The sequence below is a fragment of the Ruegeria sp. K3 genome (assembly GCF_056531845.1).
The window spans coordinates 1-20349 of sequence record NZ_JBQFMM010000003.1 but is presented as its reverse complement, the minus strand read 5'-3'; the positions used below and the strand labels follow the sequence as shown (position 1 = coordinate 20349).

General features: G+C 57.3%; 21 protein-coding genes. 11 read left to right on the top strand and 10 right to left on the bottom strand.

What is annotated here, in order from left to right; all coding sequences use genetic code 11:
- The 3 genes from rlmH to ACR0MP_RS06555 form a co-directional block, all read right to left on the bottom strand.
- Nucleotides 1-471: a 23S rRNA (pseudouridine(1915)-N(3))-methyltransferase RlmH gene (rlmH, locus tag ACR0MP_RS06565; RefSeq protein ID WP_170408706.1), complete on the bottom strand. Its 471-nt coding sequence runs from the start codon at nucleotides 469-471 to the stop codon at nucleotides 1-3.
- Between the two features lie 44 nt (nucleotides 472-515).
- Entirely contained in the window at nucleotides 516-875 is a 360-nt protein-coding gene (rsfS, locus tag ACR0MP_RS06560; protein WP_039541351.1) for a ribosome silencing factor, read from the bottom strand.
- A gap of 164 nt (nucleotides 876-1039) precedes the next feature.
- The gene (locus tag ACR0MP_RS06555; RefSeq protein WP_170408707.1) at nucleotides 1040-2401 is read right to left on the bottom strand and encodes a mechanosensitive ion channel domain-containing protein; all 1362 of its coding nucleotides are present in this window, start codon (nucleotides 2399-2401) and stop codon (nucleotides 1040-1042) included.
- Between the two features lie 123 nt (nucleotides 2402-2524).
- On the opposite strand from ACR0MP_RS06555, the gene ACR0MP_RS06550 reads away from it, so the two are divergent.
- From ACR0MP_RS06550 to ACR0MP_RS06525, 6 genes are all read left to right on the top strand, one after another.
- Nucleotides 2525-2620 carry an isopropylmalate isomerase gene (locus ACR0MP_RS06550; protein WP_260023663.1) on the top strand — a complete coding sequence of 32 codons (96 nt, stop codon included), beginning with the start codon at nucleotides 2525-2527 and terminating at the stop codon, nucleotides 2618-2620.
- Nucleotides 2621-2663: 43 nt separating this feature from the next.
- Complete coding sequence (gene leuC, locus ACR0MP_RS06545) at nucleotides 2664-4067, top strand: 3-isopropylmalate dehydratase large subunit (protein WP_480886172.1); 1404 nt, start codon at nucleotides 2664-2666, stop codon at nucleotides 4065-4067.
- Between the two features lie 38 nt (nucleotides 4068-4105).
- Complete coding sequence (locus tag ACR0MP_RS06540) at nucleotides 4106-4651, top strand: DUF308 domain-containing protein (RefSeq protein WP_170691696.1); 546 nt, start codon at nucleotides 4106-4108, stop codon at nucleotides 4649-4651.
- A 41-nt stretch (nucleotides 4652-4692) separates the two neighbouring features.
- The gene (leuD, locus tag ACR0MP_RS06535; protein ID WP_170691699.1) at nucleotides 4693-5298 is read left to right on the top strand and encodes a 3-isopropylmalate dehydratase small subunit; all 606 of its coding nucleotides are present in this window, start codon (nucleotides 4693-4695) and stop codon (nucleotides 5296-5298) included.
- A gap of 331 nt (nucleotides 5299-5629) precedes the next feature.
- Nucleotides 5630-6460: a hypothetical protein gene (locus tag ACR0MP_RS06530; RefSeq protein ID WP_170395166.1), complete on the top strand. Its 831-nt coding sequence runs from the start codon at nucleotides 5630-5632 to the stop codon at nucleotides 6458-6460.
- Nucleotides 6457-7479 carry an endonuclease/exonuclease/phosphatase family protein gene (locus tag ACR0MP_RS06525; protein WP_480886170.1) on the top strand — a complete coding sequence of 341 codons (1023 nt, stop codon included), beginning with the start codon at nucleotides 6457-6459 and terminating at the stop codon, nucleotides 7477-7479. The genes ACR0MP_RS06530 and ACR0MP_RS06525 overlap by 4 nt, the downstream gene beginning before the upstream one ends.
- A gap of 7 nt (nucleotides 7480-7486) precedes the next feature.
- Here ACR0MP_RS06525 and ACR0MP_RS06520 read toward each other — a convergent pair whose 3' ends face one another.
- Nucleotides 7487-8392, bottom strand: a complete 906-nt coding sequence (locus ACR0MP_RS06520) for a sugar nucleotide-binding protein (protein ID WP_170408709.1) — start codon at nucleotides 8390-8392, stop codon at nucleotides 7487-7489.
- Nucleotides 8393-8475: 83 nt separating this feature from the next.
- Here ACR0MP_RS06520 and ACR0MP_RS06515 point away from each other — a divergent pair, with 83 nt between their 5' ends.
- Nucleotides 8476-9369 carry a LysR family transcriptional regulator gene (locus ACR0MP_RS06515; protein WP_170408710.1) on the top strand — a complete coding sequence of 298 codons (894 nt, stop codon included), beginning with the start codon at nucleotides 8476-8478 and terminating at the stop codon, nucleotides 9367-9369.
- A 6-nt stretch (nucleotides 9370-9375) separates the two neighbouring features.
- On the opposite strand, the gene ACR0MP_RS06510 is transcribed toward ACR0MP_RS06515, so the two are convergent.
- A complete protein-coding gene (locus tag ACR0MP_RS06510; protein WP_170408711.1) occupies nucleotides 9376-9903 on the bottom strand; it encodes a redoxin domain-containing protein in 528 nt (175 codons plus the stop codon).
- A gap of 91 nt (nucleotides 9904-9994) precedes the next feature.
- Here ACR0MP_RS06510 and leuB point away from each other — a divergent pair, with 91 nt between their 5' ends.
- Nucleotides 9995-11098, top strand: coding sequence for a 3-isopropylmalate dehydrogenase (gene leuB, locus ACR0MP_RS06505; protein WP_170408712.1), 1104 nt, complete (start codon nucleotides 9995-9997; stop codon nucleotides 11096-11098).
- 57 nt (nucleotides 11099-11155) lie between these two features.
- On the opposite strand, the gene ACR0MP_RS06500 is transcribed toward leuB, so the two are convergent.
- Complete coding sequence (locus ACR0MP_RS06500; protein WP_480886167.1) at nucleotides 11156-13342, bottom strand: transglycosylase domain-containing protein; 2187 nt, start codon at nucleotides 13340-13342, stop codon at nucleotides 11156-11158.
- Nucleotides 13343-13599: 257 nt separating this feature from the next.
- Between ACR0MP_RS06500 and ACR0MP_RS06495 the strand changes: the two genes are divergently transcribed.
- Nucleotides 13600-13938: a P-II family nitrogen regulator gene (locus ACR0MP_RS06495; RefSeq protein ID WP_039541190.1), complete on the top strand. Its 339-nt coding sequence runs from the start codon at nucleotides 13600-13602 to the stop codon at nucleotides 13936-13938.
- Between the two features lie 33 nt (nucleotides 13939-13971).
- A complete protein-coding gene (locus tag ACR0MP_RS06490) occupies nucleotides 13972-15294 on the top strand; it encodes an ammonium transporter (RefSeq protein ID WP_170395150.1) in 1323 nt (440 codons plus the stop codon).
- Between the two features lie 70 nt (nucleotides 15295-15364).
- Here the strand turns inward: ACR0MP_RS06490 and ACR0MP_RS06485 are convergent, their stop codons facing one another.
- From ACR0MP_RS06485 to ACR0MP_RS06470, 4 genes are all read right to left on the bottom strand, one after another.
- A complete protein-coding gene (locus ACR0MP_RS06485; RefSeq protein ID WP_170408714.1) occupies nucleotides 15365-16549 on the bottom strand; it encodes an amino acid aminotransferase in 1185 nt (394 codons plus the stop codon).
- On the bottom strand, nucleotides 16549-17403 hold the full coding sequence (sseA, locus tag ACR0MP_RS06480) for a 3-mercaptopyruvate sulfurtransferase (protein WP_170736852.1): 855 nt from the start codon (nucleotides 17401-17403) through the stop codon (nucleotides 16549-16551). The genes ACR0MP_RS06485 and sseA overlap by 1 nt, the downstream gene beginning before the upstream one ends.
- Nucleotides 17404-17496: 93 nt before the next feature.
- Nucleotides 17497-17766, bottom strand: a complete 270-nt coding sequence (locus tag ACR0MP_RS06475) for a CBU_0592 family membrane protein (protein WP_170395139.1) — start codon at nucleotides 17764-17766, stop codon at nucleotides 17497-17499.
- Between the two features lie 14 nt (nucleotides 17767-17780).
- Nucleotides 17781-18338 (bottom strand): XRE family transcriptional regulator, encoded by a 558-nt coding sequence (locus ACR0MP_RS06470; RefSeq protein ID WP_170395136.1) that lies wholly within the window; start codon nucleotides 18336-18338, stop codon nucleotides 17781-17783.
- Between the two features lie 104 nt (nucleotides 18339-18442).
- Between ACR0MP_RS06470 and ilvD the strand changes: the two genes are divergently transcribed.
- Entirely contained in the window at nucleotides 18443-20275 is a 1833-nt protein-coding gene (gene ilvD, locus ACR0MP_RS06465) for a dihydroxy-acid dehydratase (protein WP_170408716.1), read from the top strand.
- Nucleotides 20276-20349: the final 74 nt, after the last annotated feature.

Below are 20349 nucleotides of genomic sequence, written 5' to 3'. Positions count from 1 at the left end.
TCAGACCCGGTGATAAGGGCCGCCTGATAGGATGGTCGCGGCCCGGTAAAGTTGCTCGGCCAGCATCACACGGACCAACATATGGGGCCAGACCATTGACCCAAAGGATAGGGAAAAATCAGCCTCCGCCCGCAGATTAGGGTCTATTCCGTCCGCTCCGCCGATGATCAGCGCCAGATCCTGTCGGCCCGCGTCGCGCCATCCACCCAGCTTTTTTGCAAAATCAGGCGAGGACAACACCCGTCCGCGCTCATCTAGCGTACAGATCACCACACCCTTGGGCAGCGCCTTGCGCAGCAGGGTGGCCTCGGCCCCCATGCCAGCGTTTTTCTTGTCTTCAACCTCGATCACGCGCGCAGGCCCAAGCCCCAGCGCGCGGCCGGTCCGGTCAAATCGGGTCAGATAGTCGTCAAGCAGGGATTTCTCCGGTCCGGCGCGCAATCGCCCGACCGCAACGATGCTGATACGCATGTCTCTCTCGCCTCCGGCCCCTCAATACAGGCCGGGATGGCGCCTCAATTCGCCGAGGCGCTGCCGCCCTGAGGCAGCCACATCTTTTCCAGCTGATAGAATTCACGCACTTCGGGGCGGAAGATATGGACGACCACGTCGCCCGTATCGATCAGCACCCAGTCGCCGGCATCCTTGCCTTCGACCTTCGAGGTGAAACCGAATTCCTGCTTGATGCGATCCGTCAGCTTTTCCGCCATGGCCGAGACCTGACGGGTCGAGCGACCCGAGGCAATCACCATGTGATCCGCAACAGAAGACTTACCTTGCAGGTTGATCTGCACGACGTCTTCGGCCTTGTCATCGGAAAGTGAGGAAAGGATACGTTCAAGCAGCTTGTCGCTGATTGACTGAGAGTGGGCCATTACACCGGCCCCATCATCGGCGGGCAAACCCGCCTGTGTATGTAGAGACAGGACATAGTCCTCCTTTGCTGCGCGCCGTGAAACCCCGGCGCCGGGGTACTAATAAGGTAACAAGGGGATTGCAACATTTCAATGAACGGGCCGACGCTGCGCCCCACATCCAGTCACTCTTTGGCGAGATGTTGCACCTCGGCGTCGGCCTCCGGGCCGCCCAATACGCGGATTTCACGCTGCGGGAACGGAAGCGAGATGTCTTCTACCTTGAACGCATCCCACAGCGCCAGGAAGACATTGCCCCGAATGTTTGTCAGACCCTTGTTTGGATCACTGATCCAGAAGCGCAACACATAGTCCACGCTGCTGTCACCGAAACCAGTGATATGGCAGACAGGTTCATGTTTGCCTCCACTCAGCACTCGACCGACCGTCTTGACGGCACGGATCGCTGTCGCGCGGACTTTGTGCGGGTCGTCGTCGTAGCTGGTGCCGAAATCAAGATCCAACCGCACGAAACGGTCGGAATGCGACCAGTTTACAACCTGATTGGTAATCAGATCTTCGTTTGGAATCAGATATTCCCGACCATCCCGCGTAACCACCGAGACATAGCGCGCGCCCAGCGCGTTAATCCAACCGAACGTGTCCCCGAGTGAAATCACGTCGCCCGGTTTGATCGACCGGTCCATCAGGATGATGATGCCTGAGATCAGGTTCGAAACCACTTTTTGCAGGCCAAACCCGATCCCGACGCCAATGGCCCCGGACAGCAACGCTATGCCAGTCAGATCAAACCCGAGGGTGCGGATCGCCGCCATGAACACTGCCCCGTAGAGCAGCACCTGAATACCCTTGGCCAGAAGAACCTGCATCGATGGTGTTATGTCTTGATTGTTCGTAAGGCCGCGCTCAGCCGCGCGTGTGCCGACACGCGCCAAAGTCAGCAGGACGCCGATCAGCAGTACAGCCTTGATGATGCCCAGCGCCGAGATATGAAGATCACCGATAGAAATGGCGACGCCGTCTAGGAAACCGGCTACATCATCCGTCAGGTTCAACGCAATCAGCGTGGCATAGACCCACATAGACCATTTAAATATTTGTCGCAGCGTTCGGTTTCTCACCAATCGCGAAACCAACGCGATGGCCAGCCATGCAACAGCCAGCGTTGCGAAGACACCAAGTATATAGCTCCGCGACGGCCATGTGACCTGTTGCATCACCAGATAAAGCCCACCAGACAGCAACACAAAATAGACCAATGTCAGACGGCGCATCAGTTGTATCAATATCCGCAGACGCCATTTCGGCCATCCCACCCGGGCCCTCGCCCAGGTTTCCCATCGGCCCTGCGTCAGCAGTTTCAGCAAGAATGAGATTGCCCAGAGAAACAGGATGATGATGAGTTGATACTGCCGCCATCCTGGGGTGACGATCAACTCGACCAGACCTTCAATTTGCGAGGAAAACGCCGCCGTCATGTTGGCGTAAAGCTCCGAGAGCGTCTCCGGTAGTAAATCCTGGTTCATTCACCTCTCCTGCAGGTCAGCTTGGACAGCGATGCTGGATGATGCAAGCCCGCAGTGAGACGGTTGGGATTGAACCTTGATTGACACGAATGCCCGTTATATCTGGTGCGTATGAGACTCAATGTGGCCCAAGAACAGAATCTGGAAGATCGCGCGCGTCTGCGTGAACGGTTCTTTGGGGCTGCCCGTACGGTCTTGGCCCGCCTATCGGCGGCCTAAGCCAACTCGCCAGCTATTTCTCATTTCATACGGGAGAGGACCGATGTCCCCCAAAACACTCTATGACAAGATCTGGGATGCCCATGTCGCCCACGAGGCCGATGATGGCACCTGCCTGCTGTATATCGACCGCCATCTGGTTCACGAAGTGACCAGCCCACAGGCGTTCGAAGGCCTGCGCATGGCGGGCCGCAAGGTGCGCGCGCCAGAAAAAACCATCGCCGTGCCGGATCACAACGTTCCGACCACGCCGGACCGTGTGAATGGTATCGAAAACCCGGAATCACGCATTCAGGTCGAGGCACTGGACAAGAACGCCAAGGATTTCGGCATTCACTATTACCCTGTGCACGACGTCCGTCAGGGCATTGTGCATATCGTCGGCCCCGAACAGGGCTGGACCCTGCCCGGCATGACCGTTGTTTGCGGCGACAGCCACACGGCGACTCATGGTGCATTCGGCGCTCTGGCCCACGGCATCGGCACGTCCGAGGTTGAACACGTTCTGGCCACCCAGACTCTGATCCAGAAGAAGTCCAAGAATATGAAGGTCGAAATCACCGGCAAACTGCAGCCGGGTGTGACCGCCAAAGATATCACTCTGGCTGTGATCGGCGAGACCGGTACTGCTGGCGGCACAGGTTATGTCATCGAGTATTGCGGCGAAGCGATCTGCGATCTTTCGATGGAAGGGCGCATGACCGTCTGTAACATGGCCATCGAAGGCGGTGCCCGCGCTGGCCTGATCGCGCCGGATGAGACCACCTTTGAATATGTCAAAGGCCGCCCGCATGCCCCCAAAGGCGCGCAGTGGGAAGCCGCGATGGACTGGTGGAAGACGCTTTACACCGACGAAGATGCGCATTTCGATAAAGTCATCACGCTGCGTGGTGAAGATATCGCGCCAGTCGTCACTTGGGGCACCAGTCCCGAGGATGTGCTGCCGATCACCGCATCCGTACCGCATCCCGAAGATTTCGAAGGCGGCAAGGTCGACGCGGCCCGCCGTTCGATCGAGTATATGGGCTTGGAAGCCGGTCAGAAGCTGAGCGAGGTTGAAATCGACACCGTTTTCATCGGCTCGTGCACCAACGGCCGGATCGAAGACCTGCGCGCCGCAGCCGAGATTCTGAAAGGCAAGAAGATCAAGGACGGGATGCGCGCCATGGTCGTACCAGGCTCGGGTTTGGTGCGTGCACAGGCCGAAGAAGAAGGTTTGGCCGAGATCTTCAAGGACGCCGGGTTCGAATGGCGTCTGGCAGGATGCTCGATGTGTCTGGCGATGAACCCCGACCAGCTGCAACCGGGCGAGCGCTGCGCGGCGACCTCGAACCGCAACTTTGAAGGCCGTCAGGGCCGCGGTGGGCGCACCCATCTGCTGAGCCCGGCCATGGCTGCCGCAGCGGCAATCACAGGACGGCTGACAGACGTCCGTGAATTGATGTAAGAGTCTCTCATATCTAGATATTTGATGGAGAGACTAACATGAGTGATTGGGTCAAATGGCTGCTGCTGGGACTTTTGTCCATAGCATTCGGTGTGTTCGTATTGGGCGCGCCGGTCGTGGCATCCGTTGCCGTTACAGTAGTGACCGGCGTGTTGCTGTTGATTGCGGGCGGATTGCAGATCGTTGGTGGCTTCACGGTTGAAGGCACCGGCAACAAGATCCTGTCACTCATCATGGGTGCGGTCATGCTGTTCCTGGGCTGGTCCTTTCTGGATCATCCACTGCAGGGCACGCTGACACTCGCGACTGTGGTGCTGATCCTGTTCATGGCAGGCGGCATCGCGCGGATCATTCTGTCGTTCCAGATGAAAGGAACGCAGTTTTTCTGGCCCACGATGATCTCGGGCATCTTGTCGATCATCCTTGCAGGTATCATCTGGAGCTATGTCGGGCAGGAACCGCAGGCATTGCTGAGCATCCTGGGGATCTTCCTGGGCATTGAGATGCTGTTCAACGGGTTCGGATTGGTCTTCATGGCGTTCTTCGTCAAGAACGCACCCAAAGACGAAACAAAAGAAGCTTAAACGCGGGGCACGGGCGCGGCCTCTCCCGCAGGAGTGTGAACATGGAAAAGTTTGAAAAAGTCCACGGGGTGGCCGCCCCGATGCCATTGATCAATATCGACACCGATATGATCATCCCCAAGGTACACCTGAAAACCATCAAACGGTCGGGCCTGGGTGTCGTGCTGTTTGACGAGATGCGCTATCACGATGACGGGCAGGAGAATGAAGAGTTCGTCCTCAACAAGCCCGCCTATCGTCAGACGGAGATTCTGGTCGCAGGCGACAACTTTGGCTGCGGCTCATCCCGTGAACATGCCCCTTGGGCGATCAAGGATTTTGGCATCAAGGTTGTGATCTCGACCAGCTTTGCCGACATCTTCTTCAACAACTGCTTCAAAAACGGCATCCTTCCCATCGTGGTCGAGGAAGAGCATCACGCGATCCTGATGGATGACGCGCATAAGGGCGAAAACGCCCGCATGACCGTGCATCTGGAAGATCAGCAGATCACCACATCGGATGGCGTGGTTATCGAATTCGACATCGACCCGCACCGCAAACATTGCCTGCTGAACGGTCTGGACGATATTGGTCTGACGATGGAAAAAGACCATCACATCGACAAGTTCGAGGATCACGCAAGCCAAGCCCGTCCCTGGGTATGATTCTGGGGACGAATCTGTTGATACTCAACCTAACGGGGTCGCAAGCGCGGCCCCGTTCGCATTCTTGGGGTTAAATTGCCCCAATCTACTACATCTAGGTATCACTTTGAGATACACGTCGGATTTGCGTCCAAATTGATGCAATCCCGCACCAGTTGCGCCATCATTTTGCCCGAAATTGCATGTTATTTGCTCATTGGCTTGAGCGAAATACCGCTTATCGGCAATGTTGGCACCCATGAGGTAACCGCCAACGAACGAGCGGTGAGCACAAGTTGGACGATAAGTCGGCACAGAATCGACTACGCCGGTTTGGAAAAGGGTTCGGATTGTGATTGCACGCACAACGGGGGCGGCGATACGTGGATTATTGGTAGCACTGATGGTGCTGACCCCTGCGTTGTACCTGCCTACATCGACGTCTAACGGGACTGAGATTGTCGTCTTTCTGGCGATCCTTGCGTTTATCCTGACCTTCTCAGAATACAATTCGGCCTTTCCCAGCTTTATCGAATTTCGTGACGCACCGCCCGTGAACAGGCTGCGCTTTGTCGGCCTGATGTCGATGGTCACCTTCCTGACGCTGATCTGCAAAAACGCCTATGCCCCCTCGGAACTTACTGGCCTGTTTTATTCAGTTGGCCTGATGGTTGCGAATGTGGTGGATTTCCCCTACTCCCCCGTTCGTCTTGTGGTTCTGATGCTGCCCGCCGATGCCAGCCAGCCCCTCGTAGATTTGGTGCGTATCTCCGCCAGCGTCGCTTATGTCGCGGCCTTGGTTACCATCGCCAGCTTTGCCTATGCAGTGAAGCTTCGGGGATGGCCAACAGGCAACGGCGCGTTCAACGTCTGGACCAATCTACCGCTGTTTGACCCAACCAAGGGTGGTGATGTGGTCACCCGTCTGCAGCGTGACGGGCGGCTCAACATCGCAATTGGGGCTTTGCTGCCTTTCCTGATTCCCGCCCTGATCAAACTGATGGCTGCTTTCATCACGCCGATCGCGCTCAGCAATCCGCAGACATTGATCTGGACCCTTTGCGCATGGGCATTCCTGCCTGCCAGCATGATCATGCGAGGCATGGCGACACTGCGCATTGCCGGCCTGATCGTTGAGAAGCGCCGCGCATACTCAACTTCCGAGTCAACTCAGATCGCATGATCCGACTGCTGGCTCTGTTGCTGTTGCCGTTTACGGCACAGGCAGAGACATTGCGCATCGCAAGTTTCAATACAGAACTCAGTCGCGAAGGTCCCGGCCTGTTGCTGCGTGATATTCGGCGGAACGACCCTCAGGTCGCTGCGGTGATCGAGGTGCTGATGACAACCCGTTCCGATATCGTCGCGCTGCAAGGCATCGATTGGGATTTAGACGGGCTTGCCCTTGCTGCGCTGGTCGAGGCGCTGAAAAGCAACGGCTTGGATTATCGATACAGTTACGCCGAGCAACCCAATTCCGGGATCGAAACCGCATTGGATCTGGATGGGGACGGCGATACGGGCGGCCCGGGCGATGCACAAGGCTGGGGGCGGTTCACCGGCCAGAATGGGCTGGCAGTGCTGTCCCGCTATCCTATCGCTACCGATCAAGTGCGGTCATTCACCCAGATGCGGTGGCGCGACTTGCCGGATGCCCAGCTGCCAGCCGAGGATGGAGAGCCCTTCCCATCACCACAAGCGCAGGCTGTTCAGCGGCTGTCTTCTACATCGCATTGGGTCGTTCCGGTCGACACCCCAGGTGGTCGCCTAAACCTGATGACGTTTCACGCCAGCCCGCCTGTCTTTGATGGACCTGAAGATCGGAACGGACTGCGCAACCGGGATGAAATTCGGCTCTGGTCGCTTTTGCTGAACGGTGATCTGGGTGAGAAACCTACAGGCCGTTTTGTCATCGCAGGTGATGCGAACCAGGATCCTTACAAAGGCGAGGGTCGCAAATCAGCAATCCGTAATCTTCTGGCCAATCCGCAACTGCAGGATCCGATGCCTGTTGACCCTGCGGGGTCAACTTCAACAGTTTTGTGGAAGGGCGTTGGCGAGATGAGAGTGGATTATGTCCTACCTTCGGCGGGTTGGCGTGTGCACGATGCGGGCATTTACTGGCCGGAGCCCACATCCCGTGACGCGGCCGTCGCCGCAAGCCGTCACCGGCTTGTCTGGGTCGATCTGTTCGACGAATAGGCTTCGATCATGACCGTATGACTGTGCCGAATCGCTGGCGGGATTCATATTGCACAGGTTCAGACACGGCGTTCCTCAACGCGTCATTTAGGTCGGTCTGCGCAAATTCCGGGAGCAGAGCATCAAAGAGGCGTCTGTCCAGCCGGTGAGAAGTATTCCATAGATACCTCATCTCAAGCAAATGAGGCGCCATACGCCAGAACGGGCGGGCCAGATGCAAAGGCAACCATGCCATCTGTTTAAGGGTGAGTTCACGCCCCGCAACCTGCGAAAGCGCCAATACCATTTCATTGCCGGTCAAGGTGTATCCAGCATAGGGGACATCGCAGAAACGCGGTAGCAGGCTGCGCATTTCTGCCAATTCCACAGCAGCGCGAGTTAAATCGGGCAGATAGGCCCAAGCATGCGCGATATCCGGATTGCCGGGATACACAAAGCGCCCGCGCCGCAAGTGTTTGATGAGAATCTGATCGAACCAATTGCCAGAGGCCGTGGTATCTATGAAATCACCTGCCCGCAACATGATGGTCCGAACCGACGAGGCACGATAAGCCTCTTCCATCTCGATCCGAATGCGTCCCAACGGATTTCGCGCAAGATGCGGTGTCCTAGTCGACCAGGGGCCGGGCGTATCCGCACCGAAAACATAAACGTTCCCCGGTACAATGACCGTCAAGTCACGCTCTGATGCAGCGGCGATTACCTGACGATGCAACTCTGGCACCTGCTCCGCCCAGTCGGGGTAAAGCGGGTTCCAGGCGTTCACGATGACGTCTACTCCATGTACCGCCGTGCGCAATTCCTCCCTGCGTCGATCAAACTTTTGCACAATCCATCCCGCATCCGAATAGGCTCTTGCAGCGTTGCGTCCAAATCGACCGGTGGCCCCGAGAATAAGTACCGTTTGTGGCATTGATCCCTCCGTTCCGGATCAATCTATTCATTCACGATGTTTTGGAAATTGCGAAAAATCGCAGATTATGTATTCGTTTTTGAATGGCTAAAACACTCCAACTATCCGACTGGTCCTTAGTTCAAAGCTTTCTGGCGGTTGCCGAAACCGGCTCACTATCCGCAGCCGCAAAGCAACTGGGTCGCAGCCAGCCGACGCTTGGACGTCAGGTGCATGCGCTGGAAGAAGAATTGGGGGTCTCGCTGTTTGATCGTCACGCGCGTGGACTGACGCTCAGCGAGGTGGGGCAGCAAGTGCTGCCAATGGCGCAGCAGATGTACAGCGCAGTCAATGCCCTGGGGCTGACGGCAGCGGGTCAGGCGCAACAGCTGGAAGGGTCGGTCAGGATCACCGCTTCGGTATTTGTATCGCATCACCTGTTGCCGCCGATACTTGCCGCAATCCGTGAGGCAGAACCGGCCATTCAGCTTGATCTGGTCGCCTCGGATGCCAGCGAAAACTTGCTGTTCCGCGAGGCCGATATTGCCGTGCGCATGTATCGGCCCGAACAGGTCGACATCGTGGCAAAGCATATCGGCGAGGTGCCGTTATGTTTCTGCGCCGCCCAAAGCTATCTGGATCGTGCAGGGCGACCAATGACCCCGACAGAGTTGATGCAGCACGATCTTGTGGGATTTGACACCAATGAAGACATCATCACCGCTATGCGGAACAAGGGCTGGCCTGCCAGCCGGGACAGCTTTGCCACGCGATGCGACAACCAGACTGCCTATTGGGAATTGATCCGCGCAGGGTGTGGGGTGGGCTTCAGCCAACTCAGCATCGCACAGTCCGATCCTCTGGTCGAAGTGCTAGATATTGATGTCGAGATACCGGTGCTACCGGTCTGGCTGGCTGCCCCTCAGGCGATGCGACAGACCCCGCGCATTCGCAGAGTCTGGGATCTGCTGGCCGACGGGTTGAAGGCCCGGCTTTAAAACCGCCTACAGCGCGCCGGTATAGGTGCCGCGCGCAGGATAGTTATTGGCCAAGGTGAATTTCAAACCGCCGACGATGTCCGACATCGGCGGTCGCGCAAAAGGCGTTGTCTGCTGCCAGACGTAATAGAGGGTCTGATCAGGTTTGATATAGAAATGTCCCGGCTCAGCGAACAACGCTGGCTCGGCACTACCTTCACGAGCCACCGAGATGTTCAGGCCCCAGACATCCCGCGCGTCGGCCATGGACAGGCTGTATCCTACGCGCAGCTTCGACACTCCGGCCTTCTCAACCGTCTCGGCCGCACGTTCGTCGGTATCCGTGGTGATCATGATCACCTCAACCCCCAGCTCGGCGAATTCATCCAGCGCAGCCTCGACCTCACTCATTTGGCGAACGCAGATCGGGCAATGCAGACCGCGATACTGAATCACCAGCGTTCCGTTTTCGCCAGTGTCGCGCTCAAGATCAAAGGTGCCATGGCTTACTGTTTCGATTTTTAGCGATGGGGCCGGATTTCCGGGTGTCAGCATGTGGTTTCCTCGTGATTTGATGGGTTCGTCTCATTGACCCGATGCGCCGCAAACGCTAGGGCCTGTGCGACAAAACGCAAGGAGACTGTCGATGACCAACCCCTCGCTCCTCATCCTGCCCGGAGACGGAATTGGCCCGGAAGTTATGGCCGAAGTGCGCAAAATCATCGATTGGTTCGGCGCCAATCGCGGTCTTCAATTTGACGTGAGCGAGGATCTGGTCGGCGGCGCTGCCTATGATGCGCACGGGAAGCCCCTGTCGGATGAGACCATGGCCAAGGCACAAGAGGTCGACGCTGTTCTGCTGGGAGCTGTTGGCGGCCCTAAGTATGACGATCTGGATTTCAGCCTGAAACCCGAACGCGGACTGCTGCGTTTGCGCAAGGAAATGGACCTGTATTCCAACCTGCGCCCAGCTCAGTGCTTCGACGCGCTGGCGGATTTCTCTTCGCTAAAGAAGGATGTGGTCGCTGGCCTCGACATCATGATTGTGCGCGAGCTGACATCGGGTGTCTACTTCGGTGAGCCGCGCGGCATCTTTGAAGAAGGCAATGAGCGCGTTGGCATCAACACCCAGCGCTACACCGAATCCGAGATCGAACGCGCAGCACGTTCCGCGTTTGAGCTGGCGATGCGCCGGAACAAGAAACTGTGCTCGATGGAAAAAGCCAATGTGATGGAATCGGGCATCCTGTGGCGCGAGGTCGTGACACGTGTCGGTCAGGAATACCCCGAGGTCGAGCTGTCACACATGTATGCAGACAACGGCGCGATGCAGCTTGTGCGCGCGCCCAAACAGTTTGACGTGATCGTCACCGACAACCTGTTTGGAGATGTACTATCCGATTGCGCAGCGATGCTGACCGGGTCTTTGGGCATGCTGCCGTCTGCCTCGCTGGGCGCACCGATGGCGAATGGCCGCCCTAAGGCCATGTATGAACCCGTTCATGGCTCGGCCCCGGACATTACAGGTCAAGGCAAGGCCAACCCAATTGCGTGTATCCTCAGCTTCGCCATGGCACTGCGCTACAGCTTTGACCAGGGCGACGAAGCGGATCGTCTGGAAACCGCGATCGAGAAGGTTCTGGCCGACGGCGTTCGCACAGCTGACCTGCTGGCCGAAGAAGGGGTTGAGCCGGTTTCGACCAGCGAAATGGGTGATGCAATTCTGGCAGCGCTAGACGAAAGCGTCTGATCTTACGATCATTCAGACATCAAAGGCGGTGCCCAGCGCACCGCCTTTTTTTGTTGGTCAGTTTCCGAAGATGTTGTTCAGCAGGTTGTTGATCGCACGGTCCAAACCGGTTTGATTCTTACGGCGCTGTTGCTGCGGCTGCGCGGTTCTAACCGGTGGGTCCGGCACCAACATGGGCAACGGCGTGGGCGTCATCCCTTCTGTCACGCGCAGCATGGTCTCTTTCCATATCTCCGCCGGCAAGCCTCCACCCGTGACACCTGACAACGGCGTATTGTCATCATACCCCATCCAAACGCCCGTAACGTAGTCCGCGGTAAATCCGATAAACCAGGCATCCCGCGCGGCCTGGGTCGTGCCGGTCTTGCCCGCCACCTGCCAGCCCGGCAGCTTTGCCCGTCCGCCTGTACCTTCAGAGACCACACGCTCCATCATCCAGGTCAGTTGTTTGGCGGCCTTGTCGTTGATGACGCGTTCACCAATACCGGTTGTCGTGATCATAACTGGATCGGTCTCACCAAGCAGCTTCAACTCGGTCAGACCATAGGGTTCCACCGCTGAACCGCCGTTCAGGATACCAGCGTAAGCGCCCGTCATCTCTATCAGCGTGCTTTCCGATGCGCCGAGCGCCAGCGCGAGGCCCTCGGCCAGATCACTTGAAAGGCCAAAACCACTGGCAACCGTGCGCACGTTATCCAGCCCCGAGATATCCGCCACCTTGACCGCGGGAATATTCAACGAATTCTTCAACGCATCTGCTAATGTCACCCGGCCATAGAACTTATTGGTGTAGTTCTTCGGACACCACTGACCTGAACCTGCGATGTTCCAGCACGTTGGTTCATCCATCACCGTGTCCAACGGTGAATATCCCAACTCCAAGGCCGTCGCATAGACAAACGGTTTGAACGACGAACCCGTTTGACGCAGAGCCTGCGTAGCCCGGTTGAACGCCCCCGAAACACGGGTCTTGCGCCCACCGACCATACCTCGAACCGCGCCATCCGCTGACATCACCACAATAGCGGCCTGTGCTTTGGAGCCTTCGCGCACCTTCTCCTGGAAGATGAATTTCAGCGCCTCTTCTGCCGACGTTTGAATGCGCTGATCCAGCGTGGTTCGGATCACCACGTCCTCGGTTGTGTTACGTGTGAAAAACTCAGGCCCGCTGGCCATGACCCAATCGGCAAAGTAACCACCAGCACGCGCGGCAGCGGCCTCGGACAACTGCGCCGGACGGCTGCGGGCCTCGCTGGCCTGCGCGCTGCTCAGATAGCCCTGAGTCTCCATTAGCCCAACCACCAAACGTGCCCGATCTTGTGAACGTTGCAGGTTGTTCGTTGGCGCATAGCGTGTCGGGGCCACCAATAGACCTGCCAGCATTGCCGCCTCGGCCGGAGACACTTCGGCTGCTGAAATACCGAAATACCGCTGGCTGGCGGCCTCGAAGCCGCGGGCTCCCGCACCGAGGAAGGCGCGGTTCAGATAGATCGTCAGAATTTCATCCTTGGAGTATTTGACCTCCATCGCAATGGCATAAACTGCCTCTTTCGCCTTGCGCCATAGCGAACCCTGACGGCAATCGGCTTCATATGCAGCCTCAGACTCCCATTCGCTGGGCTCATAAGGCACACCCAGGCATAGAAGTTTCGCGGTTTGCTGGGTGATCGTTGAACCACCGTGACCAGACAGCGGTCCACGTCCTTCACTCAGGTTGATGCGTACCGCGCTGGCGACACCGCGCGGGCTGACGCCGAAATGGCGGTAGAACCGTTTATCCTCGGTTGCGATCACGGCGTTCTTGAGATGCGGCGAAACTGTATCCGCCGTAATCACGCCGCCAAACTGATCGCCGCGCCAGGCAAAGACCTTGCCGTCGCGATCCAGCAAGGTCACCGAACCACGTGCCCGCCCATCAAGCAGGGCATCGACATCCGGCAATGAGGTGTAAACAACACCCACCGCCAGCGCCAACAGCAACCCCGCCACTGCGCCGACCCTCCAAGTGATCCCCCAAATTATGCGCCAGAGCCAGCGGAACAGCCGGCGGAAAATGCCACCGCCCTTCCCACCAGAACTGCGCCGCGTTTTCTTCCGCGCCGTTTTGCGCGGAGCGGCTTTTCGGGCCGTCGACTTCTTACCAGCGGGTTTTGCAGCCCGCTTGGTCGCCGCAGGCTTTCGGCCTTTGGTCGGGTACCTTTTATCCGCGACAAGGCGCGATTTGCGACGGTTGGACTCAGTCATGCTCAAACTCTGCCCGGTTATGCTTTTGGGGCACCATACCCCGCCGGAACGGCCATGTAGAGGTGTGAAATACCCGTATTTCCCCTCACAAGTTTGCCTATATTTTCACCAAATAGCGTGTTTTGTGCAAAAATTGTGCATAATTGCTGATTTTTTACCCTCATTTACCCTCCGAAAACGTTCCATCTGAACCTCTGTCGCGCATTTTTCTGCAGGTGCAAAATGCCGGGCCGCCCGGAGTAGTAGAGGGGAAAGACGTGAAACTGATCATTGCGACAATCAAACCGTTCAAGCTTGAGGAGGTGCGCGAAGCACTGACCAATGCAGGCGTGCGCGGCATGATGGTGACTGAGATCAAAGGGTTTGGCTCGCAATCGGGTCACACCGAGATTTATCGCGGTGCCGAATACGCCGTGAATTTCGTTCCCAAGATCAAGCTTGAGATCGTGGTGCCCGCCACCATGGCCGACCAGATCGTCGAAACCATCACCACAACCGCCAAGACCGGCAAGATCGGTGACGGCAAGATTTTCGTCCTCGATGTCGAGCAAGCCCTGCGCGTGCGGACCGGGGAAACCAACGAAGAGGCGCTTTAAGCGCGCTTACTCACAATCACTCGAGGACTAACAATGAACCTGATGAAATCTCTCATCCCTGCCGCTGCGATCGTCGCACTGCCGCAGATGGGTCTTGCGCAAGAGGCCGCTACCGGAGAGCCCGCGCAACACACCCAATATATCTTCACCACGCTGCTGTTCCTGATGGGCGGTTTCCTGGTGTTCTTCATGGCTGCAGGCTTTGCCATGCTCGAAGGCGGGCTGGTGCGCTCAAAGAACGTCGCGATGCAGATGACCAAAAACATCGCGCTGTTTTCAATCGCCGCGATCATGTACTGGCTGATCGGCTTCAACCTGATGTACCCCGGTGATGGTTGGACCATTTCTGGCTGGCTGGGCCCGTTCTTCTCGACCACCGTGCTTGACCCAGTGGGTGTCGGTGCAGATGCTGCGGCGCTTGACTACGCCTCAATCGGTTCGGATTTTTTCTTCCAACTGGTCTTTGTCGCAGCGACCGCCTCGATCGTGTCCGGTGCGGTGGCTGAACGGATCAAATTGTGGCCCTTCCTTGCCTTCGTTGTTGTCCTAACCGGCATCATGTACCCGATCTCGGGCTCGTGGCAGTGGGGTGGTGGTTGGCTGTCCGAAGCAGGCTTCTCGGACTTCGCTGGTTCAACCATCGTGCACTCGGTCGGTGGCTGGGCGGCTCTGGCAGGTGCTCTCATCCTTGGGCCGCGCATCGGTAAGTACAAGGACGGTAAAGTGCACCCGATGCCTGGTTCGAACCTGGCTCTGGCCACTCTGGGTACCTTTATCCTGTGGCTGGGTTGGTTCGGCTTCAACGGTGGTTCGCAGCTGGCGATGGGCACTGTAGGAGATGTCTCGGACGTATCGCGCATCTTTGCCAACACTAACATGGCCGCTGCATCCGGTGCCGTTGCCGCCCTTATCATGACACAGCTGCTGTACAAAAAGCCCGACCTGACCATGGTGCTGAACGGCGCGCTGGCGGGACTGGTGTCGATCACTGCTGAGCCGCTGGCCCCAACCCTGTTCGGCGCTCTGTGGATCGGTGCTGTGGGCGGCATCATTGTGGTCTTCGCGGTTCCGATGCTGGACAAGTTCAAGATCGACGACGTAGTCGGCGCCATCCCGGTCCACCTGTTCGCTGGCATCTGGGGCACCATCGCCGTGATCTTCTATGGCGAAGCCAGCCTGATCACTCAGCTGACCGGGATCATTGCTTATGGTGTCTTCACCTTTGGTGCTGCTCTTATCCTTTGGTCGATCCTGAAGGCCACCGTAGGTATCCGTGTTAGCGAAGAGGACGAGATCAACGGCCTCGACATGGCTGAACTGGGTATGGAAGCGTATCCGGAATTCTCCAAGGGCTAATAGCCAACCAAGTAAAAACAAAAAAACCCGGGCGTTCGCGCCCGGGTTTTCCTTCATTCAAAGATATCGCTCAGACGCCGACATCTACAATCGCCTGCGCCAAAATGGGCACAGTATTGGCGTTCAAACCAGCGATGTTCAGACGGCTGTCACCGACCATGTAAATGCCGTGATCGGCACGCAGCTTTTCAACCAGTTCTGGCGCGGCGCCCAGTCGCGAGAACATGCCGCGATGCTGGGCGATAAATCCAAATCGATCCGATCCACTAAGGCTCTGCAGCTCATCAGCCAGTTGCTGACGCAGGCCCAGCATGGAAAGGCGGACATCTTCCAATTCGGTCGCCCAATCTGCCCGCAGAGCATCGTCATTCAGGATCGTCGTCACCACCCGCGCGCCGTGATCAGGCGGGAATGAGTAGTTCTGGCGGTTCAAAAATGCCAGCGTAGACTGGTTCAGTGCAGTCTGTGCCGGATCGTCACTGATCGCCATCAGCAGGCCGGTGCGTTCGCGGTAGACGCCGAAGTTCTTCGAACAAGACGCCGCGATCAGGCAGCGCTTCACTGACGATGCGACCAGACGGGTTGCCTGCGCATCTTCTTCCAGACCGTCGCCAAAGCCCTGATAGGCAATGTCGATCATTGCGACGAGGCCACGTGCGTTGATCAGGTTCACGACCTCTTGCCATTGCACCATATTTAAGTTGGCACCCGTTGGGTTGTGGCAACAGCCGTGCAGAAGAACCACGTCGCCTGCATTGGCAGTTTTCAGGTCCTCGATCATACCGTCGAAATCGACGCCACGCGATTCTCCGTCGAAATAACGGTATTGGACTATCTCGATCCCTAGATAGTTCAGGATCGACAAATGGTTTGGCCATGTGGGGTTCGACACGAAAACACGCGCGGTGGGGTTGGCCATACGGATCATCTCAAACGCCTGACGACAGGCTCCGGTACCACCGGGGGTGGCTACGGCTGCAATGTTGCCACGCGGGACAGAATTTCCGAGGATCAAGTCGATCATCGCGTCCGCAAAGGCTGGATCACCAGCCAGACCGGTATAAGCCTTGCTCTCCTGCTCTTCGAGAATACGCTTTTCAGCTGCTTTCACCGCGCGCATCACCGGAGTGACCCCTTCGGCGTTCTTGTAGACGCCAACGCCCAGATCGATCTTCTGATCACGTGGGTCGTCGCGGTACATCTGCATCAACGCCAGAATCTTGTCTGCCGGCTGCGGTTTAAGGTTCTCGAACATCAGTTCTCTCCGGTTGCGACGGGCAGGGTTGGGAAGGCACCCCATTCAGCCCAGGAGCCGTCATATAGCGCGTGGTCTTTCTTGCCCATGCGTTCCAAGGCAAGGCTGAGAATTGCGGCAGTCACACCAGAGCCACAGGATGTGATCGCGGGTTTCGATAAGTCGACGCCGGCATCTTCGAAAACCGCGCGGCAGTCATCGGGCGACTTCATCGTGCCATTCTTGTTCAACAGCATTCCAAAAGGCACGTTGCGCGAGCCTGGGATATGACCCGAGCGCAACCCCTCGCGCGGTTCAGCTTCGGTCCCGACGAAACGGGCCGCCGAGCGGGCATCGATGATCTCGTGATCCGCAAGCTTCGCGGCTGATGAAACTTGCGTCACATCGCGGACAAGGTGGTTTTGAACCCGCACCGTCATATGACGGTCGCGAATAATGGGGGGCAGGTCTTCGATCTCGCGCCCTTCAGACTGCCATTTGGGCAGTCCACCATCCAGAACGGCAATATTGTCCTGTCCCATCAGACGGAACAACCACCAGACCCGCGCCGCCGACATCAGCCCCGCGCCGTCATAGACCACGACCTGATGGCCATCGCCAACGCCCATCGCGCGCAGGCGCGACATGAACTTCTCGACCGGAGGTGCCATATGCGGCAGGTCAGAACGATGGTCGGATATCTCATCAATATCAAAGAACCGCGCACCAGGGATGTGGGCAGAGTCATACTCTGCCTTGGCGTCTCGCGCTTGCTGCGGCAGGTACCACGACCCATCCAGAATCCTTAGATCCGGATCCTTGAGATGTGCGGCAAGCCATTCGGTAGAAACGAGGGTTTTTGGATCGTCCTGCATCTATGCCTCCCCTAAGCGAGCTTGGGTTTTCCCTATACTTGGCGGGATGCAGGTTCAAGGCTGGATAGCGCTAGCGTCCCGACCACACTGGATTTATCGCAATCGACGCAGGCGATAATACTGGATGATCCCAATAACGCTGATGATGATCCAGAAGCCTTCGATCAGCATCGACGCCAGATTGAAGTTCTGCAGCAGTGAGAACACGATCAGCACCGAACCGATAAGATTCACCAGCGGAAAGGCCAGATCCTCCGAGTTCATCACTCGCATCTGGGTCGCAAAATATGCAGCAACAACGATCAAAGCCCCGAATGAGCCGATGGCATCGACGACGGTCAAACTGTCCAGTAGTGCGGTCATTGTATGGGGCTTTCCTATTCTGAAACTTCCGCTGGTTGCGAATAGTGGTGCATATTTAGAAAAGCAGCTCCCTGATCACCAGCGCGGTATCCATGCGGCACATCCGCAGAAAATCGCAACCCTTGACCGGATTGCAGCGGAACCCAATTTCCATTTCGCAGCACGTCCAAAGCTCCGCTCAGAACAAAAACCTCTTCGGTTACACCTGCTGCATGGGCCGGAGATTCGTGGCTTTGATTGGGTGACAACTCGACATGAAATGTTTCGGCCCCCAATGCGGGATCAAAAGGAAAGACAATCTTGACTTCGATACTTCCCGGAAATCTCACGGTACTGAACACATCAGCATCTGTCGTGTCACGCATTGCAGCAGTACCAATCAATGCACTCAGCGGGAGCTGGAAACCCTTCGCGATCTTCCACAGGGTCGCGATGGTCGGGCTTGATTCGCCACGCTCGATCTGGCCCAGCATAGCTTTGCTGACCCCGGTGAGTTCCGCGACTTTTGACAGGCTCAGCCCGGATGCCGCCCGCACATCCCTTAGTTTCAGCGTTAGTTCGTCCGATTCCATAGCCGCGCCCTGCGATTTGTCTTGTGCGTTATAACGTACATATGATACGTGCGCTATAACGTACACACCCAATATCGCAGTTTGGGCAATAGGGATACAGCATCATGCCAATGTACCGATCCAGAACCTCCACCCATGGCCGTAACATGGCCGGTGCCCGCGGCCTGTGGCGCGCCACCGGTATGGGAGACGACGATTTCGGCAAACCGATCATCGCCATCGTCAACTCGTTCACCCAGTTTGTACCCGGTCACGTCCACCTAAAGGACCTGGGACAGATGGTTGCGCGTGAGGTTGAGGCCGCTGGCGGTGTCGCCAAAGAGTTCAACACCATCGCGGTCGATGATGGCATCGCCATGGGCCATGACGGGATGCTGTATTCGCTGCCCTCGCGTGAGGTGATTGCGGATTCTGTTGAATACATGGTTAACGCCCACTGCGCGGACGCTATGGTCTGTATCTCGAACTGCGACAAGATCACGCCCGGCATGTTGATGGCGGCCATGCGTCTGAACATCCCTGCGATCTTTGTCTCGGGTGGACCTATGGAGGCGGGCAAGATCGACATCGCCGATCTGGACGCCAAGAAGATCGACCTTGTCGACGCGATGGTTGCCGCAGCGGATGATCGATTTACCGATGAGCAGGTGCAACACATTGAAGAAAACGCCTGTCCAACCTGTGGTTCATGCTCGGGCATGTTCACCGCGAACTCGATGAATTGTCTGGCCGAGGCACTGGGTCTGGCGCTGCCGGGCAATGGCTCGACCCTGGCCACACATGCCGACCGTAAAGAGTTGTTCTTGGAAGCTGGTCGCCGCATCGTCGAGATCACCAAGCGCCACTATGATCTGGACGAGAAAGGCTTCCTGCCGCGTGAAATCGCCACGTTCGACGCGTTCGAAAATGCCATGAGCTTGGATATCGCAATGGGTGGATCGACCAATACGGTGCTTCATTTGCTGGCCATCGCGCACGAAGGTGAAGTGCATTTCACCATGTCCGACATGGACCGCCTGAGCCGCCAAGTGCCCTGTTTGTGCAAAGTCGCGCCCAACATCGAAAACGTGCACATGGAAGACGTCCACCGCGCGGGTGGCATCTTCTCGATCCTCGGTGAACTCAGCCGCGCAGGCTTGCTGCATGAGGATTGCCATACAGTGCATTCGGGCACCATGGGCGAAGCAATTGCCAACTGGGACATCAAAGTCGCCAACAACCCGAAGGCTCAGGACCTATTCAAAGCGGCGCCCGGCGGCGTGCGTACTACACAAGCCTTCAGCCAGTCGAACCGCTACAAGGAGCTGGATACTGACCGCGAAGGCGGCGTGATCCGTTCGAAAGAGCATGCATTCAGCCAGGATGGCGGTCTGGCGGTATTGTTCGGCAACATTGCGCGCGACGGCTGTATCGTGAAAACTGCGGGTGTGGATGAGAACATCCTGAAATTCACAGGCTCAGCTTATGTCTGCGAAAGCCAGGATCAGGCAGTGAATGATATTCTGACCGGCAAGGTCAAGGAAGGCGACGTGGTGGTCATCCGCTACGAAGGCCCGCGCGGTGGGCCGGGCATGCAGGAAATGCTCTACCCGACCTCATATCTGAAATCCAAAGGGCTGGGCAAAGCCTGCGCGCTGCTGACTGACGGTCGTTTCTCGGGCGGCACGTCCGGCCTGTCGATTGGACACGTCTCACCCGAAGCCGCCGAAGGAGGCGAGATCGGGCTGGTGAAAACCGGCGACAAAATCGAGATCGACATCCCCAACCGCAGCATCCATCTGGCGGTCTCCGACGAAGACCTGGCCGCGCGGCGCGAAGAGCAGGACGAGAAGGGCTGGCAGCCCGTTGCACCACGTAAGCGTAAAGTGTCCACCGCGCTAAAAGCCTATGCCAAATTGACGACCAGTGCCGCAAAAGGTGCCGTCCGTCAGGTCTAAGCACTGCGGGTGAGCGACCACTCCCGCACCCGATACATGCAATCGGCTGCGCCGATTCCACTTTCGGAATTTGG